A 22134-nucleotide genomic window follows, 5' to 3' on the forward strand; every position below is an offset into this window, starting at 1 on the left:
ATAATTCCAATAAATTTAGCAGGCACAATAGTATATAAGGCGAGCAGCTATTGGTGAAGCAAAAATGGTTGTCAAAAAAATGGCAATTGTAAAAGTTACAAACATTTTGTACAAATATCTATAACGAGTTGATTTTGTGCTAATCTAATTCCTGAAACTATAACAAAAGTGACGATGGACTATGCTTTCAAATTTATGGAAGCGTCAGGCTCCGCAGATGGTCGGGATCGATATCGGTTCCCACGAGATAAAAGCAATACTGCTGAGTAAGACTGCTGATGGTTATAAAATTTTGAGTCACGCAGCGGTGCCCGTTAAAAAAGGCGCCGTTAATGATCATGAGATAAGAGATTCAGACGCGGTTTTGGAGTCCTTAAGATTGATCAAACGATCTTTGCCTAAGAGCGTAAAATATGCGGCGGCTGCGGTTTCGGGATCGGCTGTGATGACCAAGGTGATCTACATGGATGCTTCACTGAGTGAAGAGGAGATGGAGACCCAGATCGAGATCGAAGCCGACAACCTTATCCCCTATTCTCTCGATGAAGTCAGCATAGATTTTGAAACCCTAAGTGTTAATAGCGCCGACCCCTCCAAGGTGGATGTGCTGCTGAGCGCCTGCCGCACCGAGAATATCGATGCCAGAGTCGATAGCCTGGACGATATTAATCTCGAAGCCAAAGTGATTGATGTTGAAGGATATGCGCTGGGACGCTCGTTCGAGTTGGTCGCCGCTCAGTTACCCGATGGCGCCGAAGATAAGGTGGTTGCGCTGGTGGATATCGGCGCGAACATGACCACCTTTGCCGTGGTGGAGAAGGGGGAGACAACCTTTATCCGCGAACAGGCCTTTGGTGGTGAGCAGTTTACCCAGTCTATCCTATCTTTCTACGGCATGTCGCACGAGCAGGCCGAGAAGGCCAAGCTCGAAGGCGATTTGCCACGCAACTATATGTTCGAGGTACTCTCGCCCTTCCAGACGCAACTGCTACAACAGATTAAGCGCACCTTGCAGATTTACTGTACTTCGAGTGGCAAGGATAAGGTGGATCATATCGTCTTGTGTGGTGGCACTTCAAAGCTGGAAGGCATGGCTAATCTGCTCACGAATGAACTCGGCGTTCATACCATCATTGCCGACCCTTTCTTGGGTTGCTTGCATGCGGACGAGCAAGTGAAGACACAACTACAGCCCACTATTAATAAATACATGGTCGCGTGTGGATTAGCGCTGAGGAGTTACTCTCAATGGCGAACATAAACTTATTGCCCTGGCGCGAAGAAGCAAGAGAAAAACAAAAACGCGATTATCTGGGCATATTAGCTGCTGTATTTATCGGCGCGGCATTAGTCGTTTATTTAGCCTTAACGGTTCTCGATATGATGACCGAGGAGCAGAGAGGTAGAAATGCCTATCTGCAGGGTGAAATTCAGCTGTTAGAAAAACAAATTGCCGAAATTAAAAAGATTCGTGAGCGTAAGAAAGATATCGAGCGTCGTACCGAGATCATATTAAACCTGCAACAGGCAAGAAACTTACCCACCCATGTATTGGATGAGTTGGTGCGTGTCGTACCGCCGGGAATATATCTTTCCAGCATCGAAAAGAAGGGCAGCTTGCTGTGGATCCAGGGACGTAGTGAGTCTAACAACAACGTCGCCAACATGATGCGCAAGATCAAGGCCTCAATGTGGTTACACGATCCCAACATGCAGTCGATCGTCTCGCAGAATGATGAGATGCGTCAGCTACAGCGTTTCAGTTTAAGGGTCTCTATCGGTGAAGAAGATGCAGATAATGCCAAAGCGACACAAGGAGCGAGCAAATGAAACTCGATCTGAGTGAATTCAATGATATCGATTTTGAGAACATTGGCGGTTGGCCTACCCAGGTTAAGGTGGTATTCGCGTCTTTCCTGGCCATCATTATCTTCGTCGCAGGATATTTCCTGTTTGTCTCGGATGCCATCGATGTGCTTAAGCGTGAGCAAGACAAAGAGATCACCTTGCGGGATGATTTTAAAGCGAAATATCAATTAGCGGCTAATCTTAAGTTGTATCGGGAGCAACTGGCAGTCATGGAAGTTCAGTTTGCAGAGCTGCTGAAAATGTTGCCGTCGCAGAATGAGATGCCTGGCCTGCTCGACGATTTAACTTTCGTGGCGACCGATTCAGGGCTGGGGATTCAGAGCCTGGAGTGGCAAGAAGAGATACAACGCGATTTCTATATCGAGTTCCCTATCAGCATGTCGGTAACGGGCAATTATCATGAGATGGGCCATCTGGTCAGTGGCGTGGCTAAACTGCCGCGTATCGTGAGCCTGCATGACTTCGTGATCAAGCGCAGTGACAGCGGTGAGCTCGCCATGGAGATCTTGGCCAAGACCTATCGTTTCAAAGAGGGAGCCCAGCTCCCGAAAGATAATGCGGCGAAGGGGGCGAAGAAATGAAGAAGCTACCTTTGCTAATCGTGGGCTTGATGCTAGCAGGTTGTATGGGGGATCGCAGCGATCTTGAGTTATTTGTGACGACCACTAAGGCTCAACATGTCGCGCGCGTGCCCCCCTTGAAGGAGCCCCCTAAGTTTGAACATTTTGCCTATCAGGCAGAGTTGATGCGCAGTCCCTTCGTACCGCCTTCGAGAGAACTAACCGAAGAGGTGGTCGATACGACCAAAGATTGTCTACAGCCAGATCTGCAACGCCGCAAGGGCCGTCTAGAAACCTATGCGCTGGACAATTTAAAGATGCGCGGTACCTTGAGCGAAGATAAAAATATTTGGGCCTTAATCGAGACTAATGATGGCAGCGTATATCGTCTAGGTGTGGGCGAATACGTAGGTTTGTATCACGGGCGAATTGCTAAAGTTACACAGCAAATGGTCGAAATAGTTGAATTAATTCCAGATGGGACAGGTTGCTGGGCTGAAAGAATGAGCAACATGGAACTGACTGGTGAATAACAAAGCGAAGGATGAGGGAATAATGGAATCTTCTGCCGCGAAAAGCGTTTTATTAAAAAAGTCGCCCCTGTTTAAAGTGGCCTTTGGCTTGGCTTTATTATTGGGTGTGGCGCCGTATTCTTCAGCTGCGAACCGTCTGATTGATGTCAAATACCACTCGATTGTCGATCATCAGTTAGAGTTACAACTGGTGTTTGAGGAGGCCGTGAAGGAGCCTGAGATCAATCTCAATGCTTCACCGGCGCAGATCATCCTTGGATTCGACGATAGTTTGTCAGGGCTGGAAAAAGATGTCCTACCGATCAACAACGTCGGTGTTAAGTCCATGTCCACACTGCAGGACAGCGAACAGCTTAAGGTGCTGGTGGATCTGGCTAAGGTAAAGGCCTATCAAGGCAAGGTGATGGGGAATACCTATCGCCTGACCATTAACGATGAGGTTGCCAGTCGCAGTGACGTCGCCGCAAATCCTTTTGTTAACGGCATCAAAAACATCGACTTCCATCGCACCGGCGATGGTGGTGGCGAGTTGTTGGTCAAGCTTAATAACTCATCGGTGGCCGCGAATGTGGAGCAGGTGGGTGCCAAGCTAGAACTTAAGCTTTACAACACAGATATTGCCTCAGATCTTCTTTATGTCATGGATGTTCAAGACTTTGCGACGCCAGTAAAGAGCTTTGAGACCTTCAAGGATGAGTTGACGGCGCGCGTATTGGTGGATGTCTCGGGTCAATACGAGTACAACTACAAGCAGGAAGGCAACCTGTTCAGACTCAACGTGCGTAAGGCTGAGCGTGCTGCTGTCGTCAAGGAAGAGAAGAAGTATGAAGGCCGTTCGCTTTCTCTTAACTTCCAGAGCATCTCGGTACGTACCGTGCTGCAGATCATCGCCGATTATAACAATTTCAACCTGGTGACCAGTGATACAGTCGAAGGGGATATCACCCTGAGACTTGACGATGTGCCATGGGACCAAGCCTTGGATCTGATTCTACAGACTAAGGGACTGGATAAGCGTATCGAAGGCAATATCTTGATGGTGGCACCTGCCGAAGAGATCGCAATTCGCGAGAGCCAAGAGCTGAAGAACCAACAGGAAGTGAAAGAGCTTGCTCCGCTCTATTCTGAGTATCTGCAGATCAACTATGCCAAGGCGACAGATATTGCCGAGCTGCTTAAAGGCGACGATGCGTCTCTGTTATCGGCTCGAGGCACAGTGGCTGTAGACGACAGAACCAACACTCTGTTGGTGAAGGATACCGAAGAGAGTCTGGAAAACATTCACCGCTTGGTGGAGGTGTTGGATATCCCGATTCGGCAGGTATTGATCGAATCTCGTATGGTTACCGTGAAGGATGACGTGTCTGAAGATCTTGGTATCAAGTGGGGGATCACAGATCAGCAAGGCAGTAAGGGTACTTCGGGTAGCTTGGAAGGCGCAAACGATATCGCCAATGGCGTAGTGCCAGATATCGGTGACAGATTGAATGTTAACCTGCCGGCCGCGGTGGCTAACCCAACCAGTATTGCTTTTCATGTGGCTAAGTTGGCCGACGGCACCTTGTTGGATCTAGAGCTGAGTGCACTGGAGCAAGAGAGCAAGGGTGAGATCATCGCTAGCCCACGTATTACCACTTCGAACCAGAAGGCGGCCTACATCGAGCAGGGTGTTGAGATCCCTTATGTTGAATCGGCTTCCAGTGGTGCGGCAACGGTGCAGTTTAAGAAGGCGGTATTGTCGCTGCGCGTGACGCCACAGATCACACCTGACAATCGCGTGATCTTAGATCTTGAGATCACCCAGGACTCTCAGGGTAAGACAGTCGACACACCACTCGGTCAGGCGGTTTCTATCGATACTCAGCGTATCGGTACTCAGGTGTTAGTCGATCACGGTGAGACGATTGTGCTCGGTGGTATCTACCAGCAACAATTGATCAATCGTGTCAGTAAGGTACCTGTATTGGGGGATATTCCTTTCTTGGGTTACCTCTTTAGAAACACGACCGACAAGAATGAGCGCCAAGAGCTGTTGATCTTCGTGACACCTAAGATCATCTCAGAGCAACTCTAGTTCTAAGCACCTATCCGATAAAGCCAGCGTATGAACGCTGGCTTTTTTATGCCTGAGTATAATTTCACAGAATTTACTCACCCTACTTGCCTTTGGGGGGAGATAGCTGAGATAATCCGTGGTCAAGTCTCATTAGAGCAAGGTAACATTTAAGGTCGGCCTGATTTTTTGGCTGGCGTAGGCAAACTTTCCATATAAGATTCAGACGTAAAGCAATGGCTGAAAAACGTAATATTTTCCTAGTAGGTCCTATGGGGGCTGGCAAAAGCACTATAGGCCGTCATCTGGCGCAGATGCTTCATTTAGAGTTCCACGATTCAGATCAAGAGATTGAAAACCGTACCGGTGCTGATATCGCGTGGGTATTTGACGTTGAGGGCGAAGAAGGTTTTCGTCGTCGCGAAACACAAGTTGTTGCCGATTTAACTGAAAAACAGGGTATTGTTTTAGCCACTGGCGGCGGCTCCATTCAGAGTAAAGACATTCGTAACAACTTGTCTGCCCGTGGCATAGTGGTGTATCTGGAAACCACTATCGATAAGCAGGTTGCGCGTACCCAGCGTGACAAGCGTCGTCCACTACTTCAGGTTGAAGACCCAAGAGAAGTGTTAGAAAAGCTTGCTGAGATCCGTAATCCACTGTACGAAGAGATTGCCGATGTCATAGTCAAGACTGACGAGCAGAGCGCAAAAGTTGTTGCAAATCAAATTATTGACCAATTAGGCTTCTAAACATTAGGCGGTAGAATGGAACAGATTCAGGTTGAACTTGGTGTACGTAGTTACCCTATCTTTATTGGCCAGAATCTCCTCGAAAATAGCGATTACTTTTCAAGCTATCTTCAAGGCAAAAAAATTCTAATCGTAACTAATGACACAATAGCGCCTCTGTATCTGGCTAAGGTACAGGCGCTATTGGCTTCCTACCAATGTGCCGATCCTGTCATCTTACCCGATGGCGAGCAATACAAGACACTGTCGCAGATGGATGCGATTTTTACCTCGCTGCTCGCGCAGAATATGGGGCGTGATTCCGTATTAATTGCCTTGGGTGGTGGTGTCATAGGCGACATGACGGGCTTTGCCGCCGCTTGTTATCAACGCGGTGTCGATTTTATTCAGATCCCAACGACCCTGTTGTCACAGGTCGATTCTTCCGTGGGGGGCAAGACGGCCGTCAACCATCCCATGGGCAAGAACATGATAGGTGCCTTCTATCAACCTAAGATGGTTGCCATAGATACTGCGTGTCTGCATACCTTACCGGCCCGTGAATTTGCCGCCGGCATGGCCGAGGTCATCAAGTATGGCATTATCTGGGATGGCTCATTTTTCAGTTGGTTAGAGCAGAATGTTGCGGCGCTCAAATCGTTGGATGAGGCGGCGCTCACCTATGCTATCGCCAAATGTTGCCAGATTAAGGCCGACGTAGTGGCGCAAGATGAGACCGAACAAGGGGTGCGTGCCCTGTTGAACCTGGGGCACACCTTTGGTCATGCCATCGAGGCGGAGATGGGTTATGGCGTATGGCTCCACGGTGAAGCCGTGGCGGCTGGCACAGTACTTGCTGCGCAAACTGCATCTAAGATGGGGCTGGTGGATCAGTCAATTGTTTGTCGAATCGAAGCGATATTCGAGGCATTTGACCTACCAACAGAGGCCCCAGAGGCGATGGACTTCGAACAGTTCATCAAGCATATGCGGCGTGACAAGAAAGTGCTGAACGGAAAACTCAGACTCGTGCTGCCAAAGGCCATTGGCCAGGCAGAGGTGTATGGCGAGGTTTCCGAGTCCCTTCTACAAGAGGTCATTAGCCGCGCCTAGTTTGTGTGGTGATTAAGTGACATTTCAAACAGCTATTCTCTTACCCAGCCAGGAGTCTCTGCTACATAGATTGCAGCATGTGGTCTTGTATGGCCAGCAGTTGACTGTGTTGACGGGAGAAACCGGCGCGGGAAAGACCACACTCGCTACGGCGCTAGTGGACACATTGGATGATGTCAGCTCGGCCCTGGTTGTTTGTCCACAGCATGTCGATAGCGCCGAGATCCGCCGTAAGATCTTAGTCCAACTCCTAACCGAACCGGTTTTCGACGACGAACTGCCGCTGCCTGAGACCCTGTTGCGCCTCGGCGATGCCTTGCCCTCACACAGCCATATTGTGCTCGATGATGCCCAATATCTGCCGCTAGAGCTGTGGGCGGAATGTATCGTCTTGAGCCAGCTGAACATTGCGGGCAAAAAGCTTTCGCTGACACTAACGGCCCCCGCGGATTACTTAAATCAGATCTTGACCCAGCTACCAGAGACTCAGCGTCCGCTCTTGTTGCCTGTCGCCATATCGCCTTTAACCTTGCCAGAGCGTGAGGGTCTCTATTATACCCTGTTGCATCGCAGCGAAGAGACACCTTTTACGCCGCGGGATATTGTCAAAGATCAGCTGCAGCGTCAGCAGGGGACACCGGCCGAAGTCTTGAACCTGCTCTACCTGGCACTGCACGGTGAACCAGCAGCCCCCAAGAAAAATCCTTGGCCTGTCTATTTGGTCATAGGTGCCTGCATGGCTTCTCTGCTCGCCAGTCTCTATTGGTTGTGGGCTGAACCTGAAGAGCTCATGACCAAGTCTAAGGTGCAGACCGTCGCGGCGGTGCGCGCGGCCGCGTTTAACACTCAATATGGTCAGCGCCTGTTGAGTGCTTATTTCGAGCAAGGCTCACAATTGCGCAATACGTTGACTAAGTCTACTGATGCTGCGCTGCCTGCGACCAAGACTAAAATTGAGTCTGGCGACCAGATTGAAACGCTGACGCAAGCTCTGCCAGATGCTCAGCCAAGCAGCGCCTCGCCCAGATCTCAGTCTGATTCTCAGTTAAAAGAGGTGAGTGAAGAGCAGCGGCCCCAAGCTGAAGCTCTCACTTATCAAGAAGCGTCCGAGCCAGAGGTGGCTGAGCAACCGTCGCAAGTTGCAGGAGAAATAGAGCAAACGCAACAGAGTCAGGTATCGGATGAGGCTAGGGCTGCTAAGCCAGTGGAAACTTTTGCCCTGGTGCCGGTAAGCGAACCCAAAGAATCTCGTAAGTTGGCGGCATCGCAACCACACCCTGCGGGCTTTACGCTGCAGCTGGCGACGGTGAAACGCCTTGAGTCGCTCGATGCGACGATCGCCAAGCTGCCCGACGTTAATCAAGTGCAGATTGCCCGCTACAAGAGCTACTGGGTACTCCTCTATGGGCAATATACAGATAGGCAAGCGGGGCAGCAGGCCGCCCTCGATTTAGCCCAGACGAGTCAATTAGCCTCTCCATGGGTGAGAGCCTGGGTAGATTTATCCGGCTATGAGCTGCAACAAGGGGCAGTGAGTCGTGAAATTCATTAATAAACAGAGTACAATCGACAACTTGTTTTCATTGTGCACTCAATCGATTTAGATGATTAAAAAACAGAGAGCCTTCTTAAAATGGGCCGGCGGTAAATTTAAACTGGTTGATGCGCTCACCCAGCACCTGCCCGAAGGCGACAGATTGGTGGAGCCCTTTGTCGGCGCTGGCTCGGTATTTCTAAATACCCATTACAAGCGCTATCTGTTGTGCGACATCAATCAGGATCTGATCAATCTCTATCAGATAGTGCAATCCACACCGGAAAAATATATCACCGAGGCTAAGGCGATGTTTGTCGAAGCCAAGAATGATAAAGAAGCCTATTACCAGGTGCGCAGTGAATTCAATCAGACTCAAGATCCCTTCCTGCGCTCTGTCTATTTTCTCTATATGAATCGCCATGGGTTTAATGGTCTGTGTCGTTACAACTCTAAGGGCGGTTTCAATGTGCCTTTCGGGTCATACAAGAAGCCCTATTTCCCCGAAGAGGAGATCAAGGCCTTTGCCGACAAGGCGCAGGTGGCCGAGTTTAAGTGCATAGGTTATGAAGAGGCCTTCGATCTGACTCAGCCGGGCGATGTAGTCTATTGCGACCCACCTTACGCACCACTGTCAACCACGGCCAGCTTTACCACTTATGTGGGTTCGGGCTTTAGCCTGGACGATCAGGCACTGCTGGCGCGTAAGTCTCGTCATACGGCGATTGACAGGGGCATCCCCGTGCTTATCAGCAACCATGATATTCCCCTGACCCGTGAGCTATATCATGGTGCCAGGTTCGATACCATCCAGGTGCAACGCAATATCAGTCAAAATGGTAACAGTCGTAAGAAGGTCGATGAGCTGATGGCCCTGTACGATGACAGTTACCACAGCGAAAATGATTAAGCCCAGGCTAAGGCATTAGTTAAGGCATTAGCTAAGGTTCTAGTTAAGGCGGTTAACTAGGCGGTTAATCGAGGCTAGGCCAGCACAAGTTTCACGATAAAGATGAGTGAAGCGACCAGTGCGATGGCCAATAGAATCCCCATCACTATAAAGGGCACCGGCGAGCGGGACTGAAAGTCGCGAACGCGGTTTTGCTCTGTCTGTACGCCAAAGAAGGCGGCCAGGGTGCTAAGAAAGAGTTGCAGCAAGAGAGGGCCTAGAGGCGCTGTTTGCTGGTGGGAGTCACATCGTCCATGGGGCTGTCTTGATGACCATGGAGCAGCTCGAGCAGATCGACAAAGTGCAATTGATTAGAGCGGCTTCGACCCGTTAACCAATTACTCCAACTGACATTATCTGCCTGCTGGGCGCAGCGGTTCTTTGGGTGACTGGCGGGAAGTGAGGAGTTGTAGCTGGCGTTGCTATCGCACACGCAGGCCAGATTGGCCTCATCTTCACTGAGACTCTGAACGCCAATGGCGGTAAAGGCAACAACAGCGGCGGTGACGGTAAATACCGTTGCCGATTTCATCTTGGCTGAAGCTTTGGCCTTATCTCTCATCTCTACATCCTGTGAACATGGAAACCCCTAATCAGAGCATTATAGCAAAGGCGTTTATATTTTGAACATAATTTTTCGGTGAGGCGATTTGCCGCCAGTGAAATTTACTCAATTCTGAACCAGAACACGTTTAATCCAGCATCGCCTATAGAGGCTAGGCTTGGCTATAAGGTAGAATAGCGTAATTCTTATTCAGATTAGTGAGTTTATCATGCGTCCATTTCTAATTGCTCCCTCTATCTTATCTGCCGACTTTGCCCGTCTCGGGGAAGATGTCGAGGCCGTGCTTAAGGCCGGTGCCGATGTGGTTCACTTTGACGTGATGGATAACCATTATGTGCCTAACCTGACCATAGGCCCTATGGTGTGTAAGGCGCTGCGTGATTATGGCGTGACCGCCGATATCGACGTGCACCTCATGGTGAAGCCTGTGGATCGCATCATTCCCGATTTCGTCGATGCAGGCGCCTCTATTATCACCTTCCACCCAGAGGCCTCTGAGCATATCGATCGCACCCTGCAGCTGATCAAGGAATCTGGCTGTAAGGCTGGCCTGGTCTTCAACCCAGCAACGCCGCTGCACTATCTGGATCATGTGATGGATAAGTTGGACGTGATTCTGCTGATGTCGGTAAACCCAGGTTTCGGTGGCCAGTCATTTATCCCGTCGACACTGGATAAACTGCGTCAGGTGCGTGAGCGTATCGATGCCAGCGGTTTCGATATTCGCTTAGAAGTCGACGGTGGCGTTAAGGTCGACAATATCGCCGAAATCGCGGCGGCGGGTGCCGACATGTTCGTGGCCGGCTCGGCGATTTTCAATAAGCCAGACTACAAGGCGGTGATCGACGAGATGCGCAGCGAGCTGGCTAAGGTCGATGCCTAAGTATGAAAGCCCAATCTATTAAGGCGATCGCCTTCGATCTCGACGGCACGCTTATCGACAGCGTGCCGGATCTGGCCGCCGCCACCCAAGGCATGCTCGCCGAGCTTGCCTTGCCCCTGTGCGACGAGGAGCAGGTGCGAAGCTGGGTAGGCAATGGCGCCGCCAAGCTGGTGGAGCGCGCCTTGACCTTCGCCCGCGGTGAGGCGGCAACACAGGCCTATATCGATGCGGCAATGCCGCTGTTTAGCAAGCATTACGAGGCAAATCTGCAGCAGCACAGCCGCCTCTATGATGGTGTTAAGTCTGTACTCGAGCAGCTGGTGTCGCTGGGTTACCAACTGGCGATTGTCACCAATAAGCCCTATCGCTTCACCGTGCCTCTGCTGGAGGCCTTCGGCATAGCTCACCTGTTTAATCAGGTGTTGGGGGGCGATTCGCTGGAGAAGATGAAGCCGGATCCCCTGCCGCTGACGCACCTCAAACAGGCATGGCAGCTCGAAGATGAGCAGCTTTTGATGGTGGGTGACTCCCGAAACGATATTTTAGCGGCGAAAGCGGCGGGTATTTCCTCGATCGGCTTGACCTACGGGTACAACTACGGTGAAGATATTGGGCTCAGCGGCCCGACGGCCGTTTGTAACACATTTAGCGAAGTATTGGCGCAGATAACAGATAGCCAAATAGCATTGGAGCAATAAATTTTATGACTAAACCTATTGTGCTTAGCGGTGCCCAACCGTCAGGTGAATTGACCATTGGTAACTACATGGGTGCACTACGTCAGTGGGTTGCGATGCAAGATAGTCATGATTGCCTATATTGTGTGGTCGATCTGCATGCCATTACCGTACGCCAAGATCCGCAGAAGCTGCGTGATGCCTGCTTAGATACCCTGGCCCTATACCTGGCCTGTGGTGTCGATCCTAAGAAGAGTACTGTGTTTATCCAGTCGCAGGTACCGCAGCATACTCAGCTGGGTTGGGCGCTGAACTGCTACACCCAGATGGGTGAGCTGAGCCGCATGACTCAGTTTAAGGACAAGTCGCAGAAACATGCCAACAACATCAACGTCGGCCTGTTCGGCTATCCGGTATTGATGGCTGCAGATATCCTGCTGTACCAGGCAAACGAGATCCCTGTGGGTCAAGATCAGAAGCAACACCTTGAACTGACTCGTGATATCGCGACACGTTTCAACAATGCCTATGGCGAGACCTTCACCATTCCCGAGCCTTTCATTCCTGAGCTGGGTGCCAAGGTGATGTCGCTGCAGGATCCATTGAAGAAGATGTCTAAGTCTGACGACAACCGCAACAATGTGATCGGCCTGCTGGAAGATCCTAAAGCGGTCATGAAAAAGCTGAAGAAGGCGATGACAGACAGCGACGAGCCGCCGGTAGTGCGTTTCGATGTCGAAAACAAGCCAGGCGTCTCTAACCTGCTGAGCCTGATGTCAGGCGTGACAGGTCAGAGCATTGCGAGTTTGGAAGCTGAGTTCGAAGGTAAGATGTACGGTCATCTTAAAGTGGCTGCCGGTGAGGCGGTTGTCGGCATGCTTGAGCCGCTGCAGGAGCGCTTCAAGGAGTACAGAGCCGATCAGAGCTTCCTCAATCAGGTGATGCACGAAGGTGCCGAGAAGGCTCAGGCCCGCGCTGAGGTGACCCTGAAGAAGGTCTACGAGAAGATAGGCCTACTGCTCTAATCGAACAAATAAAACAGCCGGCATCAGCCGGCTTTTTTAATGGATAAATATTAAGGAGGACTCGCTAGTGCTGCTGAGTCAACCAGTGGACGAAGGCGGCGATGGCGGGCTCCTGCAGGCGGCGCTGCTTGCAGAGGAAGTTAAACTCGAAGCCGGTATCTATGCCGGCAAAGGGAAGGGCCACCAGGCGCTGCTTGGCGATATCATCCAGCACCATGAAGTCTGAGGCCAAGGCCACCCCCTGACCGGCAATCGCTGCCTCGATCGCCATCAACACATGGCTGAAGAGCTGTTGTTGTTCCTCCTCGGGTTGAGCCACTCGATGATGTTCAAACCAGCGCTGCCAGTCCAGCCCCAGTGGTCCCTCATCTACGGTGAGCAGCTGCTGGGTGCTGAGCCAGTCGAGATCCAGCTTGTCGCTGCTGCTGATAAGCTCCGGGCTGCAGACGGGGATCAAGCGCTCGGCGTGCAGTAGCTGTTGCCAGTAGCCCTTCTGATCTTGCTGGCCCGTGATAAACATGTCGGCGCTGCTGTGGGAGAGCACAGGGTCTTCGGTGATCATATCCAGGCGTACCTGAATCCCTGGATGTAGGCGGCGAAAGCCGCTGAGCCTGGGGATCAGCCACTTTACCGCGAAGGAGCTGTAGACCGCCAGACGTAGCGCCTCTGGCTTCTCGCCCAGTAACCTGAGATTTAGCTCTCCCAGCTCATTGAAAATCCTCGCCGTCTCCTGAAACAGCTGCTCGCCCTTGTCGGTGAGTCTCAGGCTGCGGCCCTCGCGCCTGAACAGGGGCAGGGCGAAGTGTTCCTCCAGTAGACGAACCTGATGAGACACCGCACTCTGGGTAATGCACAGCTCCTGCGCAGCCCGGGAGAAGTGCTGCAAACGGGCGGCGGCCTCGAATACCTGCAGCGCCCTGAGTGGGGGGATCTTTCTCATCAAGTGTCTCCTATACCTGTTTCAATAGATGAATTTAATTCATCTATGATAAGAAATCATCATTTTAGCTACAGTATCTTGCTCGCTATCATGCAGCCAGATGAATCTTGATGATGGAGGCTGTAATGCAGCGCAATCTGATGTTAGGCCTCGGCCTCTTGCTGCTGGGGAATGTGTTTAGCGCCCTCTACGATGTGTCGATCAAGTGGCTGCCAGCGCAGAGCGATGCCACCATGTTTCTGCTACTACGTCAGGTGACGGCGATTGTGATGATGCTGCCGCTCTGGTTGTACGCTGGCAGGCCGAGAACCGCCTTCTTGAAGCTCCACATGATTCGGGCCAATAGCGGCGCGGTCGGTGGACTATTGCTGATCCTCGGCTTGCTTTCCCTGCCTCTGGCGACAGTTAGCTCGCTGTTCTATTCAGCGCCCTTGATGATCATCGTCATGGGCATGCTGTTCCTCAAGGAGCGACTCAGTAGCCAGCAGATCCTGGCGACTGTGCTCGGTTTCATCGGCATTCTCATCATACTCAGGCCAAGCGAGATGAACCTGGCGGCGCTGGCGGTATTAGTGTCGGCAATTGTCTTCGCGGCCAATCAGCTGATGCTGAGATGGCTGCCCAGCAGCGAGGCGGCGAGCGTCACGGTCATCTGTTACAACCTCTTGAGCCTGCCCTTGGTGATAGGCTTTGCCGCCTGGCAGGGATTCGCGGGCTTTAGTTGGCCAGTATTGGGTATTGCTGTGCTGAGCAATATTTTCCTGCTCGCCTATCAGCTCTTTAGCGTGCCGGCCTATCGTAAGGCCCAGGCGGGCGAGATAGCCGTTGCCGAATACAGTGGTCTGTTGTTCTGTGTGCTGTTTGGCTGGCTCTGGTTCGACGAGTGGCTGGATCCTTTAGGCTGGCTGGGCGCCGCCCTGATCGTGTTGCCGACCATACTCTTGCCTGTGCTGACGCGAAGATGGCGTAAGGTGAGGAAAGCCAGGCTCGCCTAGGCGCAGCAAGCACCCGGCGTGCTAGCTGTTTGGCGTATCGAAGACCTTGATAACCTTGCGTACACCGGCCGTGTTGCGGGCGATATCCACCGCCAGATCGGCCTGATCGCGACTCACGACACCCAGGAGGAAGACCTCGCCATTTTCGGTGATCACCTTGATGCGGGTGACATCCAGATCTTTGTCGTTGAGCATACGCGTCTTCACCTTGGTGGTGATCCAGGTGTCGTTGCTGCGGGTGGTGAAGGAGGTCGGGTTACCTATGCGGATCTGATTGTGGATCTTGCCGCCCAGGTTAAGTTTTTGCACTGTGTTGATCGCCTTGTCACGCAGCATGGAGCTTGGCGCCTGGCCTATCATGAGCACGTTGCCGTTCATCGCCACACCAGTGATATTGGTTTGGTTCTTAATATCTTCGTGTGCCGCCAGGGCACTGGCGATCTGAAAGTCAGCGTTGGTGTCGTCCAGTTGGGTCGAGAAGCTGCGTTCATCGTTGGCCATCATGGCCCCACCCACTGCGCCGACCATCACGGCCCCGGCGCAGCCTTGTAACAGCAAGAGTACGGCTAGGATTGGGAGCAGAGCTCTCATGCCTGGTCATCCTGCGGGAAGAGGGTGCGGTCGATGTTGTCGCACAGGCAGTGGATCACTAACAGGTGCACTTCCTGAATACGCGCGGTGACGTTTGAAGGTACGCGCACTTCCACGTCGTTTGTGCCCATCAGACCGGCCATGGCGCCGCCATCCTTACCCGTGAGGGCCACGATCGTCATGTCACGGCTTAGCGCCGCTTCCATCGCCTTGATCACGTTACCCGAGTTACCACTGGTCGAGATGGCCAGCAAGATGTCGCCAGGTTGACCCAGTGCCAGGATCTGCTTAGAGAAGATCTCGTCATAGCTGTAGTCGTTACCAATCGCGGTGATGGTCGAGGTGTCGGTTGTCAGGGCGATGGCCGGTAGTGGCGGACGCTCGATCTCGTAGCGGTTCAGCAGCTCAGCAGAGAAATGCTGTGCATCGCCGGCGCTGCCACCGTTACCACAGGCTAAGATCTTGTTGCCGCCAAGTAGACACTGCACCATCATCTCGGCCGCCTTCTCAATAGACTCAGGTAGCGCCTCAGCCGCATCGATCTTGGTCTGGATAGAGTGGGTAAAACTGTCTTTAATACGTTCTAACATGGAATTATCCTTCAAAAATAAAACTGTTTAACAAGTCTTCACTTGCATAGTGGTGGCTGAGTGGAGCACTAAAAGGCGTTGGTGATCCACTGAATGTCATCGCCATCTATGGCCAGGAGATCGAAGCGACACTGCGCATCTATCTGATTGAGCTGCATATAATGGCTTGCCGCTCGATTAAGCCTTGCTATCTTGCCTCGGCTAACTGCCTGTAACGCACCGCCAAACTGTTTCGATTGGCGGTATTTTACCTCAATAAAAATCCATTTGTGACCTTGGCGCATTATGAGGTCAATTTCGCCAAATGGGTAGCGTACGTTTCGTTCGACCAGTTTGAGTCCCTGTTGTTCCAGATAGGCCAGCGCACGATCTTCCGCCTGCTGGCCCTTGGTGAGGTGCTCGGCACTCGTCATAGGGGTCTCAAATTGCCTCGCTGGTAACGTCCCCAGCTGAGCTGACGGTTAATCGTACCATCGGGCGACACGGAAAGCAGGCCGCTGCGACCCGAGTACTGGTAGCCGGGCAAAGCGCGCATCTGCGCCAGCTTACTCACCAGTTGCAGGGCATCGAAACCCATCACATACAGGCGTTTCTGGCTGTTACCCCAGGTCGGCCAGAGACGGGCGACCTCGGCGGTTTCGGCGTTAGTCTCGATCAACCAGGGAATATCGCTGATGGTCAGGTTATTCAGCTCCTGGGCGGCGGTGCGCGATTGGCTCTCGATACGGCTGCGGCTGGTGGTGTATAACGGCACCGGCTCGGCAAACACGCTGAAATTCACGTCGATAAAGGGCTTGAGCAGCGGCAGATCTTGGCTGCTGGCGATCATATAGATGGCGTCGATATCGCGGCGGGATCTAAAGTCGGCCTCGATCTTATTGCCCAGTAGCGTCTTGATACGGGCGATACGCTCCTTACTGTCGATCACCCCAAGGGACTTCTGCACAGTGACCTTCATCTCGTCGCCGCGCTTGTAGTAGTGGATCTCGGCCGCTTCATGGGTGAGCTCCTGCCACTTACCGTTAAAGGCCTCGGCCATGCGGCGACCGACTGCGTCGTCGCTGGCGAGCAGCAGCGGCTTCTCTATGCCGTCGTTATAGAGCTTCTGCGCGGCATCTACCGCCTCGTCGGTGGGTGAGAGCGCGAAGAAGAACTGGTCGTTCGATGGCGTGAAGCTGTCCACATGGTTGAGAAACAGCTGGGGCACCTTAGGCTGTACTTGAGCTTGAGCTTGAGCTTGAGCTTGAGCCTGTGCTTGAGCGCCAGGCTGCTGTTGACCATTGGCTTGCTGGCTGGCTTTCTGCTCCGCCTGCATCAGGCTCTCCACCTCAGACTGTAACAGTGGGCCTATGATGAAATCGGCACCGGCGGCAATCGCCTGCTGCTGTGCAAGCTCGGCGCCTTGGGCCGTGTCGAAGAAGTTAACCGATACCGAGTCGTCCGGATTGGTCAGGTAGCTGGAGATGATCCCCTGCTTGACCGTGTCGGCGATGGCGGCTCTGGGGCCGGTGAGCGGCAGCAAGACGGCAATCTTCTTTGGCTTGTAGGGCTTGGTATTCAGCGCGCGCTCGAGATCCGTCGGCAGCTTCTTGGCGCCCGGATGGCCTGGGTTGTCCTGCTGCCAGTTACCCAGTTGCTGCACCAATTGCTGAGGGTCTATGGCATAATGCTTGGCGATATAGGCCAGCTGCAGCCAGCCGGCAAAGATGGGGTTGCTGCTATCCTGACTAAAGGCCAGCAGTGTCTGCTCGTGCAGGGGCTGCAATATGCCCCAGATCTCGTCGTTGACTTCACTCGCCTCGGTGCTCGGCAGATAAGTCGCCAGCAGAGTGAGTTCCTTGGCCTGCTCGATTGGCGATTTGCTCAGCTGAAACAGACGCGCCTTGAGTTGATGGTAGGAGACCATCTGCCAGTTGGCGAGTCGCCACTTGCTGGGATAATTGAGTTGAGCCAGGGCCTGATCATAGTTGGCCGTCTGCTCCAGTACTCTGGCACTCAGGTATCTGTGCTCGGCCAGGATCTCTGGCTTGTTGACCAGGCTAGGTTTTACGGCCGCTAGCGTCTTGCTGGCATTGCCCGTGTCGCCTTGGTTGATAAAGGCGTGGGCGGCGAGCAGCATCAGACGGTTCTTCTGCTCGGCATCGGAAGCCTGCTTGGCATCCGCCAGGTACTCTGCAGGGCTTTGGGTGGCATTCACCAAAGAAACTTGGGTGCTGGTTTCTTTCACTGGGGTTGGCGCCGTGGCACAACCGAATAATACTGTGGCCAACACAGCGGCGGAGATAAATTTAGTTGTATTCAGTCTTTTTAACACAGGACTTCACTCTGGTAAGATGCTGGCTGTAGTTTAACCTTCTCTTACGCCTGACGAAAGTCTTGTGACAATCATTACAGAGGTAGATATGGACCTGTCGGTCGCACTTTACATAGTTCCTACTCCAATCGGTAACCTTGGAGATATCAGCAGCCGCGCCCTAGAGGTATTGAATCAGGTATCCCTTATCGCCTGTGAGGACACCCGCCATAGCGGTAAATTGCTGAGCCATTTCGGCATAGAGACCCGCAAGACGGCGCTGCATGATCACAACGAACGCGACCGGGCTCAGGGGATCATCCAGAAGCTGGCCAATGGTGAGTCTGTGGCGCTGATCTCCGATGCCGGTACGCCGTTGATCTCCGATCCTGGCTATCATCTGGTGTCACAGGTGCGTGAAGCCGGTTTCAAGGTGGTGCCGCTGCCGGGCCCCTGTGCGGCTATCACGGCGCTGAGCGCCTCTGGGCTGCCGTCGGATCGCTTCTCGTTCGAGGGCTTTCTGCCCGCCAAGGAGAAGGGACGTCTCGATAAACTGACCGAACTGAAAGAAGATCCTCGCACCCTGATCTTCTACGAGTCGCCACATCGCATCGTTCACAGCCTAACCTCTATCGTGGCGGCGCTTGGCGGCGATCGTCAGGTGGTGATGGCCCGTGAAGTCACCAAGACCTTCGAGACCTTCCTCTCTGGCCCCGCCGCTGAGGTGCTTGCGACAGTGAGTGAGGATCCCAACCAGCAGAAGGGCGAAATTGTGCTCATGTGCCACGGACATCGCACAGATGAAGATGCCGGCGTGCCCGCCCAGGCGCTGGAGACGCTAAAGTTACTGAGTCAGGAGCTACCGCTGAAGAAGGCATCGGCGCTGGCGGCGCAGATCCATGGGCTGAAGAAGAACGCCCTCTATAAGCTGGGCCTAGAGCTGGATCTCTAGTCGGCAACTATCGGCAGGCACTACGCCAATATATGGTGGTGCGCCGCGTCGCATTAGGCTATAATCCGCGCCGAGTTGGCCAGACAGTTGCCGCGCTCAATAGAGCGGGGAGGAAAGTCCGGGCTTCATAGAGCAGGGTACCAGGTAACGCCTGGGCGGTGTGAACCGACGACAAGTGCAGCAGAGAGAAGACCGCCAGTCTTCGGATTGGTAAGGGTGAAAGGGTGCGGTAAGAGCGCACCGTGCGGCTGGTAACAGTCCGTAGCAAGGTAAACTCTACCCGAAGCAAGACCAAATAGGGTTCCACTATTCTTAGGAATTAATGCGTGGCTCGCGTTGGAACCGGGTAGGTCGCTTGAGCCTGTGAGCGATTGCAGGCCTAGATGAATAACTGTCCACGACAGGACCCGGCTTATCGGCCAACTCAACACATTAGTAAGGCCCGTTTGTTTATGACAGACGGGCCTTTTCTTTTTTACAGCCCATTTCCCGTAGCCGCTCTCTCACAATATTAATAAGGCATGCTCTTGGGCGTAAAATCTGTTTGTGGCAAGCGGATCGGCTGCATCTGATATTTCTGGTAGATCTTATCCAGGCGTCCTTCCTGTAACAGCCTGAGAAACAGGTGATTAAACTGGCGCACTGTCTCGCTGTCGGTGAAGGCCTTGTTGAAGGCGACACAATACAGAATCGCCCTTTCGGCGCTGAGATAATGCAGCTGGCTCAAGCCAACCTGTCCGGCGTAGAAACGGCCCACATCCTTGTTGACATAGTAGGCGTCGAACCTGCGTTTCTGCAGCATGCGAACCGGCAAGGCATCGCCCTGGGGATAGATGTCGGTGAGCAGGGGCGGCAGCGACAGCTGCTTGAGTTTTTCCTGTTGGCGCATGAGCGAGGTGTAGGTGTTGGAGGGGCCATAGACGCCAATCACCTTACCCGCCAGCTGACTCAGGTCGGTGATCGGAAAGTCATTTAAGGTGTAGAAGCCGTATTCCGTCTGCACCAGCGGCAGGGAGAACCACATGGACTCGGCCCGCTCCCGGTTCCAGCCGAGAAAGATCCCCTTAGCCTCGCCGCTGGAAAACATGTGCATCGCTCTGCGATAGGGACGAATCGAGATGTCGCAACGTCCCGGCCACTGCAGGCAGATCGCCTGGGTCAGTTCCACCAATATCCCCTGGGCCCGACCTCGATTGTCCTCATAGCTAAAGGGAGCGAAGTCGTGATAGACGATATTGAGATCGCTTGCCTCGGCCCATGACGAAAGCGGCAGCTGCAAGAGCATGATCAATAACAATATTCTGAGTTTTGGCGAGATCATGATGCGCGTTCTACCTTTATGGCCACGACATCTATCAGTTTAGTCGCTGGGCAGGGATCTGCGCTGGGGCTAAAAATGGGTCTTTACCTGGAAGCGCCATTCCCAGCTGTTCACCTCGGCGCCGCTGGTAAAGGGGAGGGTGAGATCTATGTGGGCTACGTTGCCATAGCTGGAGCGAGAGGAGTAGATGCGTGCACCTATGCCGACGCTGCCGATGGGGCCCGAGGTTTCATTGTCTTGATCCGGGCCGCCGCTGGCCTGGCCGACATCGGTAAAGACCGCCCAGCCGAGTTCGGCCAGTTGGTACAGGTTGATGTTGGGGTAGTTTCTAATCTCGGCGCTGAATAACCATTGGTTGTCACCATGCTGGTAGTCGTTGGGGTAGCCGCGCACGCCTGTGTTGTCTCCCATGGCGAAGGGTGCGTCCAAGTAGTTGTTTTGCGAGGTGCTTAGGCGCACCTTTGAGTAGGCGGTCCACTTGGGATTGATCTGATAGAAGTACTCGGCGGTGGCGTTGACCTTAAAGTAGTCGGGCTGGCTGGTGGCGAATACCCCTTCGCCATCCATTCTGAGCAAGATTAGCTGATCGTCGCCCTTATAGCCACGGGAGGAGTACCAGTTGACATGGTAGCCCAGGGGGTTGCTGCCAGCCGTGTCCTGGGTCTCCAGGCCAAGTTTGACATAGTGTTGCCAACCCAGGTTGAAGTCTTCGTTATAGTTGATCAGATAGACGTTGTTGAGCACCTTATAGTCGTCTTCGATAAACTGATAGGCGACCCAGGGGTAGAGGAAGTCCCTGTTCTGGGGTAGTTCGCTGGTGGGGAACTGCGGGATATTGGCGAAGCTATGCTTGTCCTGGGTTACCCCGACTATGATGCGCGAGCGCCAGTCGTCCACCTTGTTCAGACGCCAGCCATATTGAGCATTGGCGTATTCCACCTTATGTTCAAACTCGTTCACGTCGAAGCCGTTCTGCCTTATGGTGTCGGTGCGCAGATCATCGATAAAATGGCCCGAATACATGTCTTTGGTATCCAGACGATAGAAGGGCTTAGTGAAGTCTAAGATGGTGGCCTGACCGTCGCTGTTGTCGTAAAAGTTGGCGGTGAGGGTCGAGTGCTTCACCAGCCAGTCGGTGGGCACGCGAAAGGCCAGCTGATAGCCGGTGCGATCGGCGGTCGACTTATATTTCAGGCGGGTACGTACCCCTAGTCCCAGCAGGTTATCCTCTTTGATGCCGACGGAAAACTTACTCTCGCCGCCGCTGTGACCGGCGCTGAAGGTGGGTAGCAGCGACCAGTTGTCCCAGGTTTCCACCAGTATGGTCTCGCCTTCGCCTGTCTCCTCTGCACCGGCATCTGGATCGCGTTGGGCAAAGTTGATCCTGGCATCGCGAATGTAAGGTTCATAACGCAGGATGCGCTGGGCCTCATCGAGATCCTTCTGCGACACCTTGTCCTTATCGTTGAAGCTGAGTTTGTTGAGTATGGTCGACTCCCGCGTGTTGATATGCAGGTAGTTGGCCCAGCGATGGATAAAGAAGGCGTCGGGATCCGACTCGTCGAAGATGGCGTTGCTGACCACCACTATCTTGTTGATCGACTTCTTCTGATTGAGCTGCGCCTCGTCGGCGGGGCTGCCGCCCGAGTTGAGCTGCTGAGTCGATGCATCTGCGGCTACCGCTTTATCTGATGCGCTCGCTTGCTGTGGCTCGGCCGCGCACAGGCCGCTCGCCAATAGGCAGCCAAACAGCAGAGAGTAGCGCGCACCAGTCAGCATAGCGATCATCCTTATCTTTGCTTTTATCGTTAAGGAGAACTCAGGGGGTTATAAGTTAGACACAATTTAATAACACACCCGCAACGCTAAATAGTCAAGCGGCGAAGATAAAATAAGCTGATGATTTTACTTGCGCAAATCCTGATGCAAGCGTCTAGACCGCATCAGGACTTGGCTGGTC

At 53.0% G+C, this 22134-nt stretch carries 23 protein-coding genes and 1 other RNA gene; 15 read left to right on the top strand and 9 right to left on the bottom strand.

Going from position 1 to position 22134, the window contains the following annotated elements; translation table 11 throughout:
- The first annotated feature begins 181 nt into the window (after positions 1-181).
- From SHEW_RS01090 to SHEW_RS01130, 9 genes are all read left to right on the top strand, one after another.
- Entirely contained in the window at positions 182-1261 is a 1080-nt protein-coding gene (locus tag SHEW_RS01090; RefSeq protein WP_011864015.1) for a pilus assembly protein PilM, read from the top strand.
- Positions 1249-1830, top strand: coding sequence for a PilN domain-containing protein (locus SHEW_RS01095; protein ID WP_011864016.1), 582 nt, complete (start codon positions 1249-1251; stop codon positions 1828-1830). The genes SHEW_RS01090 and SHEW_RS01095 overlap by 13 nt, the downstream gene beginning before the upstream one ends.
- A complete protein-coding gene (locus SHEW_RS01100) occupies positions 1827-2450 on the top strand; it encodes a type IV pilus inner membrane component PilO (protein ID WP_011864017.1) in 624 nt (207 codons plus the stop codon). Before SHEW_RS01095 ends, SHEW_RS01100 begins: the two co-directional genes overlap by 4 nt.
- Entirely contained in the window at positions 2447-2962 is a 516-nt protein-coding gene (locus SHEW_RS01105; protein WP_011864018.1) for a pilus assembly protein PilP, read from the top strand. The genes SHEW_RS01100 and SHEW_RS01105 overlap by 4 nt, the downstream gene beginning before the upstream one ends.
- A 22-nt stretch (positions 2963-2984) precedes the next feature.
- Entirely contained in the window at positions 2985-5036 is a 2052-nt protein-coding gene (locus tag SHEW_RS01110) for a type IV pilus secretin PilQ (protein ID WP_011864019.1), read from the top strand.
- Between the two features lie 215 nt (positions 5037-5251).
- Positions 5252-5767: a shikimate kinase AroK gene (gene aroK / locus SHEW_RS01115; protein WP_011864020.1), complete on the top strand. Its 516-nt coding sequence runs from the start codon at positions 5252-5254 to the stop codon at positions 5765-5767.
- Positions 5768-5782: 15 nt separating this feature from the next.
- Complete coding sequence (aroB, locus tag SHEW_RS01120) at positions 5783-6859, top strand: 3-dehydroquinate synthase (RefSeq protein ID WP_011864021.1); 1077 nt, start codon at positions 5783-5785, stop codon at positions 6857-6859.
- A 16-nt stretch (positions 6860-6875) separates the two neighbouring features.
- Positions 6876-8411 (top strand): AAA family ATPase, encoded by a 1536-nt coding sequence (locus SHEW_RS01125; protein ID WP_011864022.1) that lies wholly within the window; start codon positions 6876-6878, stop codon positions 8409-8411.
- Between the two features lie 52 nt (positions 8412-8463).
- A complete protein-coding gene (locus SHEW_RS01130) occupies positions 8464-9303 on the top strand; it encodes a Dam family site-specific DNA-(adenine-N6)-methyltransferase (RefSeq protein ID WP_011864023.1) in 840 nt (279 codons plus the stop codon).
- Between the two features lie 74 nt (positions 9304-9377).
- Here SHEW_RS01130 and SHEW_RS20225 read toward each other — a convergent pair whose 3' ends face one another.
- Together SHEW_RS20225 and SHEW_RS01140 are read right to left on the bottom strand one after the other, a co-directional pair.
- Positions 9378-9551: a DUF2970 domain-containing protein gene (locus SHEW_RS20225; RefSeq protein ID WP_011864024.1), complete on the bottom strand. Its 174-nt coding sequence runs from the start codon at positions 9549-9551 to the stop codon at positions 9378-9380.
- Between the two features lie 8 nt (positions 9552-9559).
- Positions 9560-9904 carry a hypothetical protein gene (locus SHEW_RS01140; protein WP_011864025.1) on the bottom strand — a complete coding sequence of 115 codons (345 nt, stop codon included), beginning with the start codon at positions 9902-9904 and terminating at the stop codon, positions 9560-9562.
- A 211-nt stretch (positions 9905-10115) separates the two neighbouring features.
- Between SHEW_RS01140 and rpe the strand changes: the two genes are divergently transcribed.
- Genes rpe through trpS form a run of 3 tightly spaced genes read left to right on the top strand, consistent with a single transcriptional unit; the run spans position 10116 to position 12492 of the window.
- Entirely contained in the window at positions 10116-10790 is a 675-nt protein-coding gene (rpe, locus tag SHEW_RS01145; RefSeq protein ID WP_011864026.1) for a ribulose-phosphate 3-epimerase, read from the top strand.
- 2 nt (positions 10791-10792) lie between these two features.
- Positions 10793-11488 carry a phosphoglycolate phosphatase gene (locus SHEW_RS01150; RefSeq protein ID WP_011864027.1) on the top strand — a complete coding sequence of 232 codons (696 nt, stop codon included), beginning with the start codon at positions 10793-10795 and terminating at the stop codon, positions 11486-11488.
- Between the two features lie 5 nt (positions 11489-11493).
- Complete coding sequence (trpS, locus tag SHEW_RS01155) at positions 11494-12492, top strand: tryptophan--tRNA ligase (protein WP_011864028.1); 999 nt, start codon at positions 11494-11496, stop codon at positions 12490-12492.
- Positions 12493-12556: 64 nt separating this feature from the next.
- On the opposite strand, the gene SHEW_RS01160 is transcribed toward trpS, so the two are convergent.
- Positions 12557-13432 carry a LysR substrate-binding domain-containing protein gene (locus SHEW_RS01160; RefSeq protein ID WP_011864029.1) on the bottom strand — a complete coding sequence of 292 codons (876 nt, stop codon included), beginning with the start codon at positions 13430-13432 and terminating at the stop codon, positions 12557-12559.
- A 125-nt stretch (positions 13433-13557) separates the two neighbouring features.
- Here SHEW_RS01160 and SHEW_RS01165 point away from each other — a divergent pair, with 125 nt between their 5' ends.
- Positions 13558-14427: a DMT family transporter gene (locus SHEW_RS01165; protein ID WP_011864030.1), complete on the top strand. Its 870-nt coding sequence runs from the start codon at positions 13558-13560 to the stop codon at positions 14425-14427.
- 21 nt (positions 14428-14448) lie between these two features.
- On the opposite strand, the gene dolP is transcribed toward SHEW_RS01165, so the two are convergent.
- From dolP to SHEW_RS01185, 4 genes are all read right to left on the bottom strand, one after another.
- Entirely contained in the window at positions 14449-15018 is a 570-nt protein-coding gene (gene dolP, locus SHEW_RS01170; RefSeq protein WP_011864031.1) for a division/outer membrane stress-associated lipid-binding lipoprotein, read from the bottom strand.
- Positions 15015-15608, bottom strand: a complete 594-nt coding sequence (locus SHEW_RS01175) for a phosphoheptose isomerase (protein WP_011864032.1) — start codon at positions 15606-15608, stop codon at positions 15015-15017. Before SHEW_RS01175 ends, dolP begins: the two co-directional genes overlap by 4 nt.
- 68 nt (positions 15609-15676) lie before the next feature.
- On the bottom strand, positions 15677-16021 hold the full coding sequence (locus tag SHEW_RS01180; RefSeq protein WP_011864033.1) for a YraN family protein: 345 nt from the start codon (positions 16019-16021) through the stop codon (positions 15677-15679).
- Positions 16018-17922 carry a penicillin-binding protein activator gene (locus tag SHEW_RS01185; RefSeq protein ID WP_011864034.1) on the bottom strand — a complete coding sequence of 635 codons (1905 nt, stop codon included), beginning with the start codon at positions 17920-17922 and terminating at the stop codon, positions 16018-16020. Before SHEW_RS01185 ends, SHEW_RS01180 begins: the two co-directional genes overlap by 4 nt.
- An 88-nt stretch (positions 17923-18010) precedes the next feature.
- Between SHEW_RS01185 and rsmI the strand changes: the two genes are divergently transcribed.
- The gene (gene rsmI / locus SHEW_RS01190) at positions 18011-18853 is read left to right on the top strand and encodes a 16S rRNA (cytidine(1402)-2'-O)-methyltransferase (RefSeq protein WP_011864035.1); all 843 of its coding nucleotides are present in this window, start codon (positions 18011-18013) and stop codon (positions 18851-18853) included.
- Positions 18854-18924: 71 nt separating this feature from the next.
- Positions 18925-19284: RNase P RNA component class A (gene rnpB, locus SHEW_RS20190), an RNA gene on the top strand.
- Positions 19285-19364: 80 nt separating this feature from the next.
- Here rnpB and SHEW_RS01195 read toward each other — a convergent pair.
- Positions 19365-20174, bottom strand: coding sequence for a substrate-binding periplasmic protein (locus tag SHEW_RS01195; RefSeq protein WP_011864036.1), 810 nt, complete (start codon positions 20172-20174; stop codon positions 19365-19367).
- Positions 20175-20243: 69 nt separating this feature from the next.
- A complete protein-coding gene (locus tag SHEW_RS01200) occupies positions 20244-21953 on the bottom strand; it encodes a ShlB/FhaC/HecB family hemolysin secretion/activation protein (RefSeq protein WP_011864037.1) in 1710 nt (569 codons plus the stop codon).
- Positions 21954-22134 lie beyond the last annotated feature (181 nt).

Source organism: Shewanella loihica PV-4, assembly GCF_000016065.1.
Taxonomy (GTDB): domain Bacteria; phylum Pseudomonadota; class Gammaproteobacteria; order Enterobacterales; family Shewanellaceae; genus Shewanella; species Shewanella loihica.

What these genes read in the sequence shown, in the direction of transcription:
- SHEW_RS01090 (WP_011864015.1), top strand. Translation starts at nt 182, where the DNA reads ATGCTTTCAAATTTATGGAAGCGTCAGGCTCCGCAGATGGTCGGGATC.
- SHEW_RS01095 (WP_011864016.1), top strand. Translation starts at nt 1,249, where the DNA reads ATGGCGAACATAAACTTATTGCCCTGGCGCGAAGAAGCAAGAGAAAAA.
- SHEW_RS01100 (WP_011864017.1), top strand. Translation starts at nt 1,827, where the DNA reads ATGAAACTCGATCTGAGTGAATTCAATGATATCGATTTTGAGAACATT.
- SHEW_RS01105 (WP_011864018.1), top strand. Translation starts at nt 2,447, where the DNA reads ATGAAGAAGCTACCTTTGCTAATCGTGGGCTTGATGCTAGCAGGTTGT.
- SHEW_RS01110 (WP_011864019.1), top strand. Translation starts at nt 2,985, where the DNA reads ATGGAATCTTCTGCCGCGAAAAGCGTTTTATTAAAAAAGTCGCCCCTG.
- aroK (WP_011864020.1), top strand. Translation starts at nt 5,252, where the DNA reads ATGGCTGAAAAACGTAATATTTTCCTAGTAGGTCCTATGGGGGCTGGC.
- aroB (WP_011864021.1), top strand. Translation starts at nt 5,783, where the DNA reads ATGGAACAGATTCAGGTTGAACTTGGTGTACGTAGTTACCCTATCTTT.
- SHEW_RS01130 (WP_011864023.1), top strand. Translation starts at nt 8,464, where the DNA reads ATGATTAAAAAACAGAGAGCCTTCTTAAAATGGGCCGGCGGTAAATTT.
- SHEW_RS01140 (WP_011864025.1), bottom strand. Translation starts at nt 9,904, where the DNA reads ATGAGAGATAAGGCCAAAGCTTCAGCCAAGATGAAATCGGCAACGGTA.
- rpe (WP_011864026.1), top strand. Translation starts at nt 10,116, where the DNA reads ATGCGTCCATTTCTAATTGCTCCCTCTATCTTATCTGCCGACTTTGCC.
- SHEW_RS01150 (WP_011864027.1), top strand. Translation starts at nt 10,793, where the DNA reads ATGAAAGCCCAATCTATTAAGGCGATCGCCTTCGATCTCGACGGCACG.
- trpS (WP_011864028.1), top strand. Translation starts at nt 11,494, where the DNA reads ATGACTAAACCTATTGTGCTTAGCGGTGCCCAACCGTCAGGTGAATTG.
- SHEW_RS01160 (WP_011864029.1), bottom strand. Translation starts at nt 13,432, where the DNA reads ATGAGAAAGATCCCCCCACTCAGGGCGCTGCAGGTATTCGAGGCCGCC.
- SHEW_RS01165 (WP_011864030.1), top strand. Translation starts at nt 13,558, where the DNA reads ATGCAGCGCAATCTGATGTTAGGCCTCGGCCTCTTGCTGCTGGGGAAT.
- dolP (WP_011864031.1), bottom strand. Translation starts at nt 15,018, where the DNA reads ATGAGAGCTCTGCTCCCAATCCTAGCCGTACTCTTGCTGTTACAAGGC.
- SHEW_RS01175 (WP_011864032.1), bottom strand. Translation starts at nt 15,608, where the DNA reads ATGTTAGAACGTATTAAAGACAGTTTTACCCACTCTATCCAGACCAAG.
- SHEW_RS01180 (WP_011864033.1), bottom strand. Translation starts at nt 16,021, where the DNA reads ATGACGAGTGCCGAGCACCTCACCAAGGGCCAGCAGGCGGAAGATCGT.
- rsmI (WP_011864035.1), top strand. Translation starts at nt 18,011, where the DNA reads ATGGACCTGTCGGTCGCACTTTACATAGTTCCTACTCCAATCGGTAAC.
- SHEW_RS01195 (WP_011864036.1), bottom strand. Translation starts at nt 20,174, where the DNA reads ATGATCTCGCCAAAACTCAGAATATTGTTATTGATCATGCTCTTGCAG.
- SHEW_RS01200 (WP_011864037.1), bottom strand. Translation starts at nt 21,953, where the DNA reads ATGCTGACTGGTGCGCGCTACTCTCTGCTGTTTGGCTGCCTATTGGCG.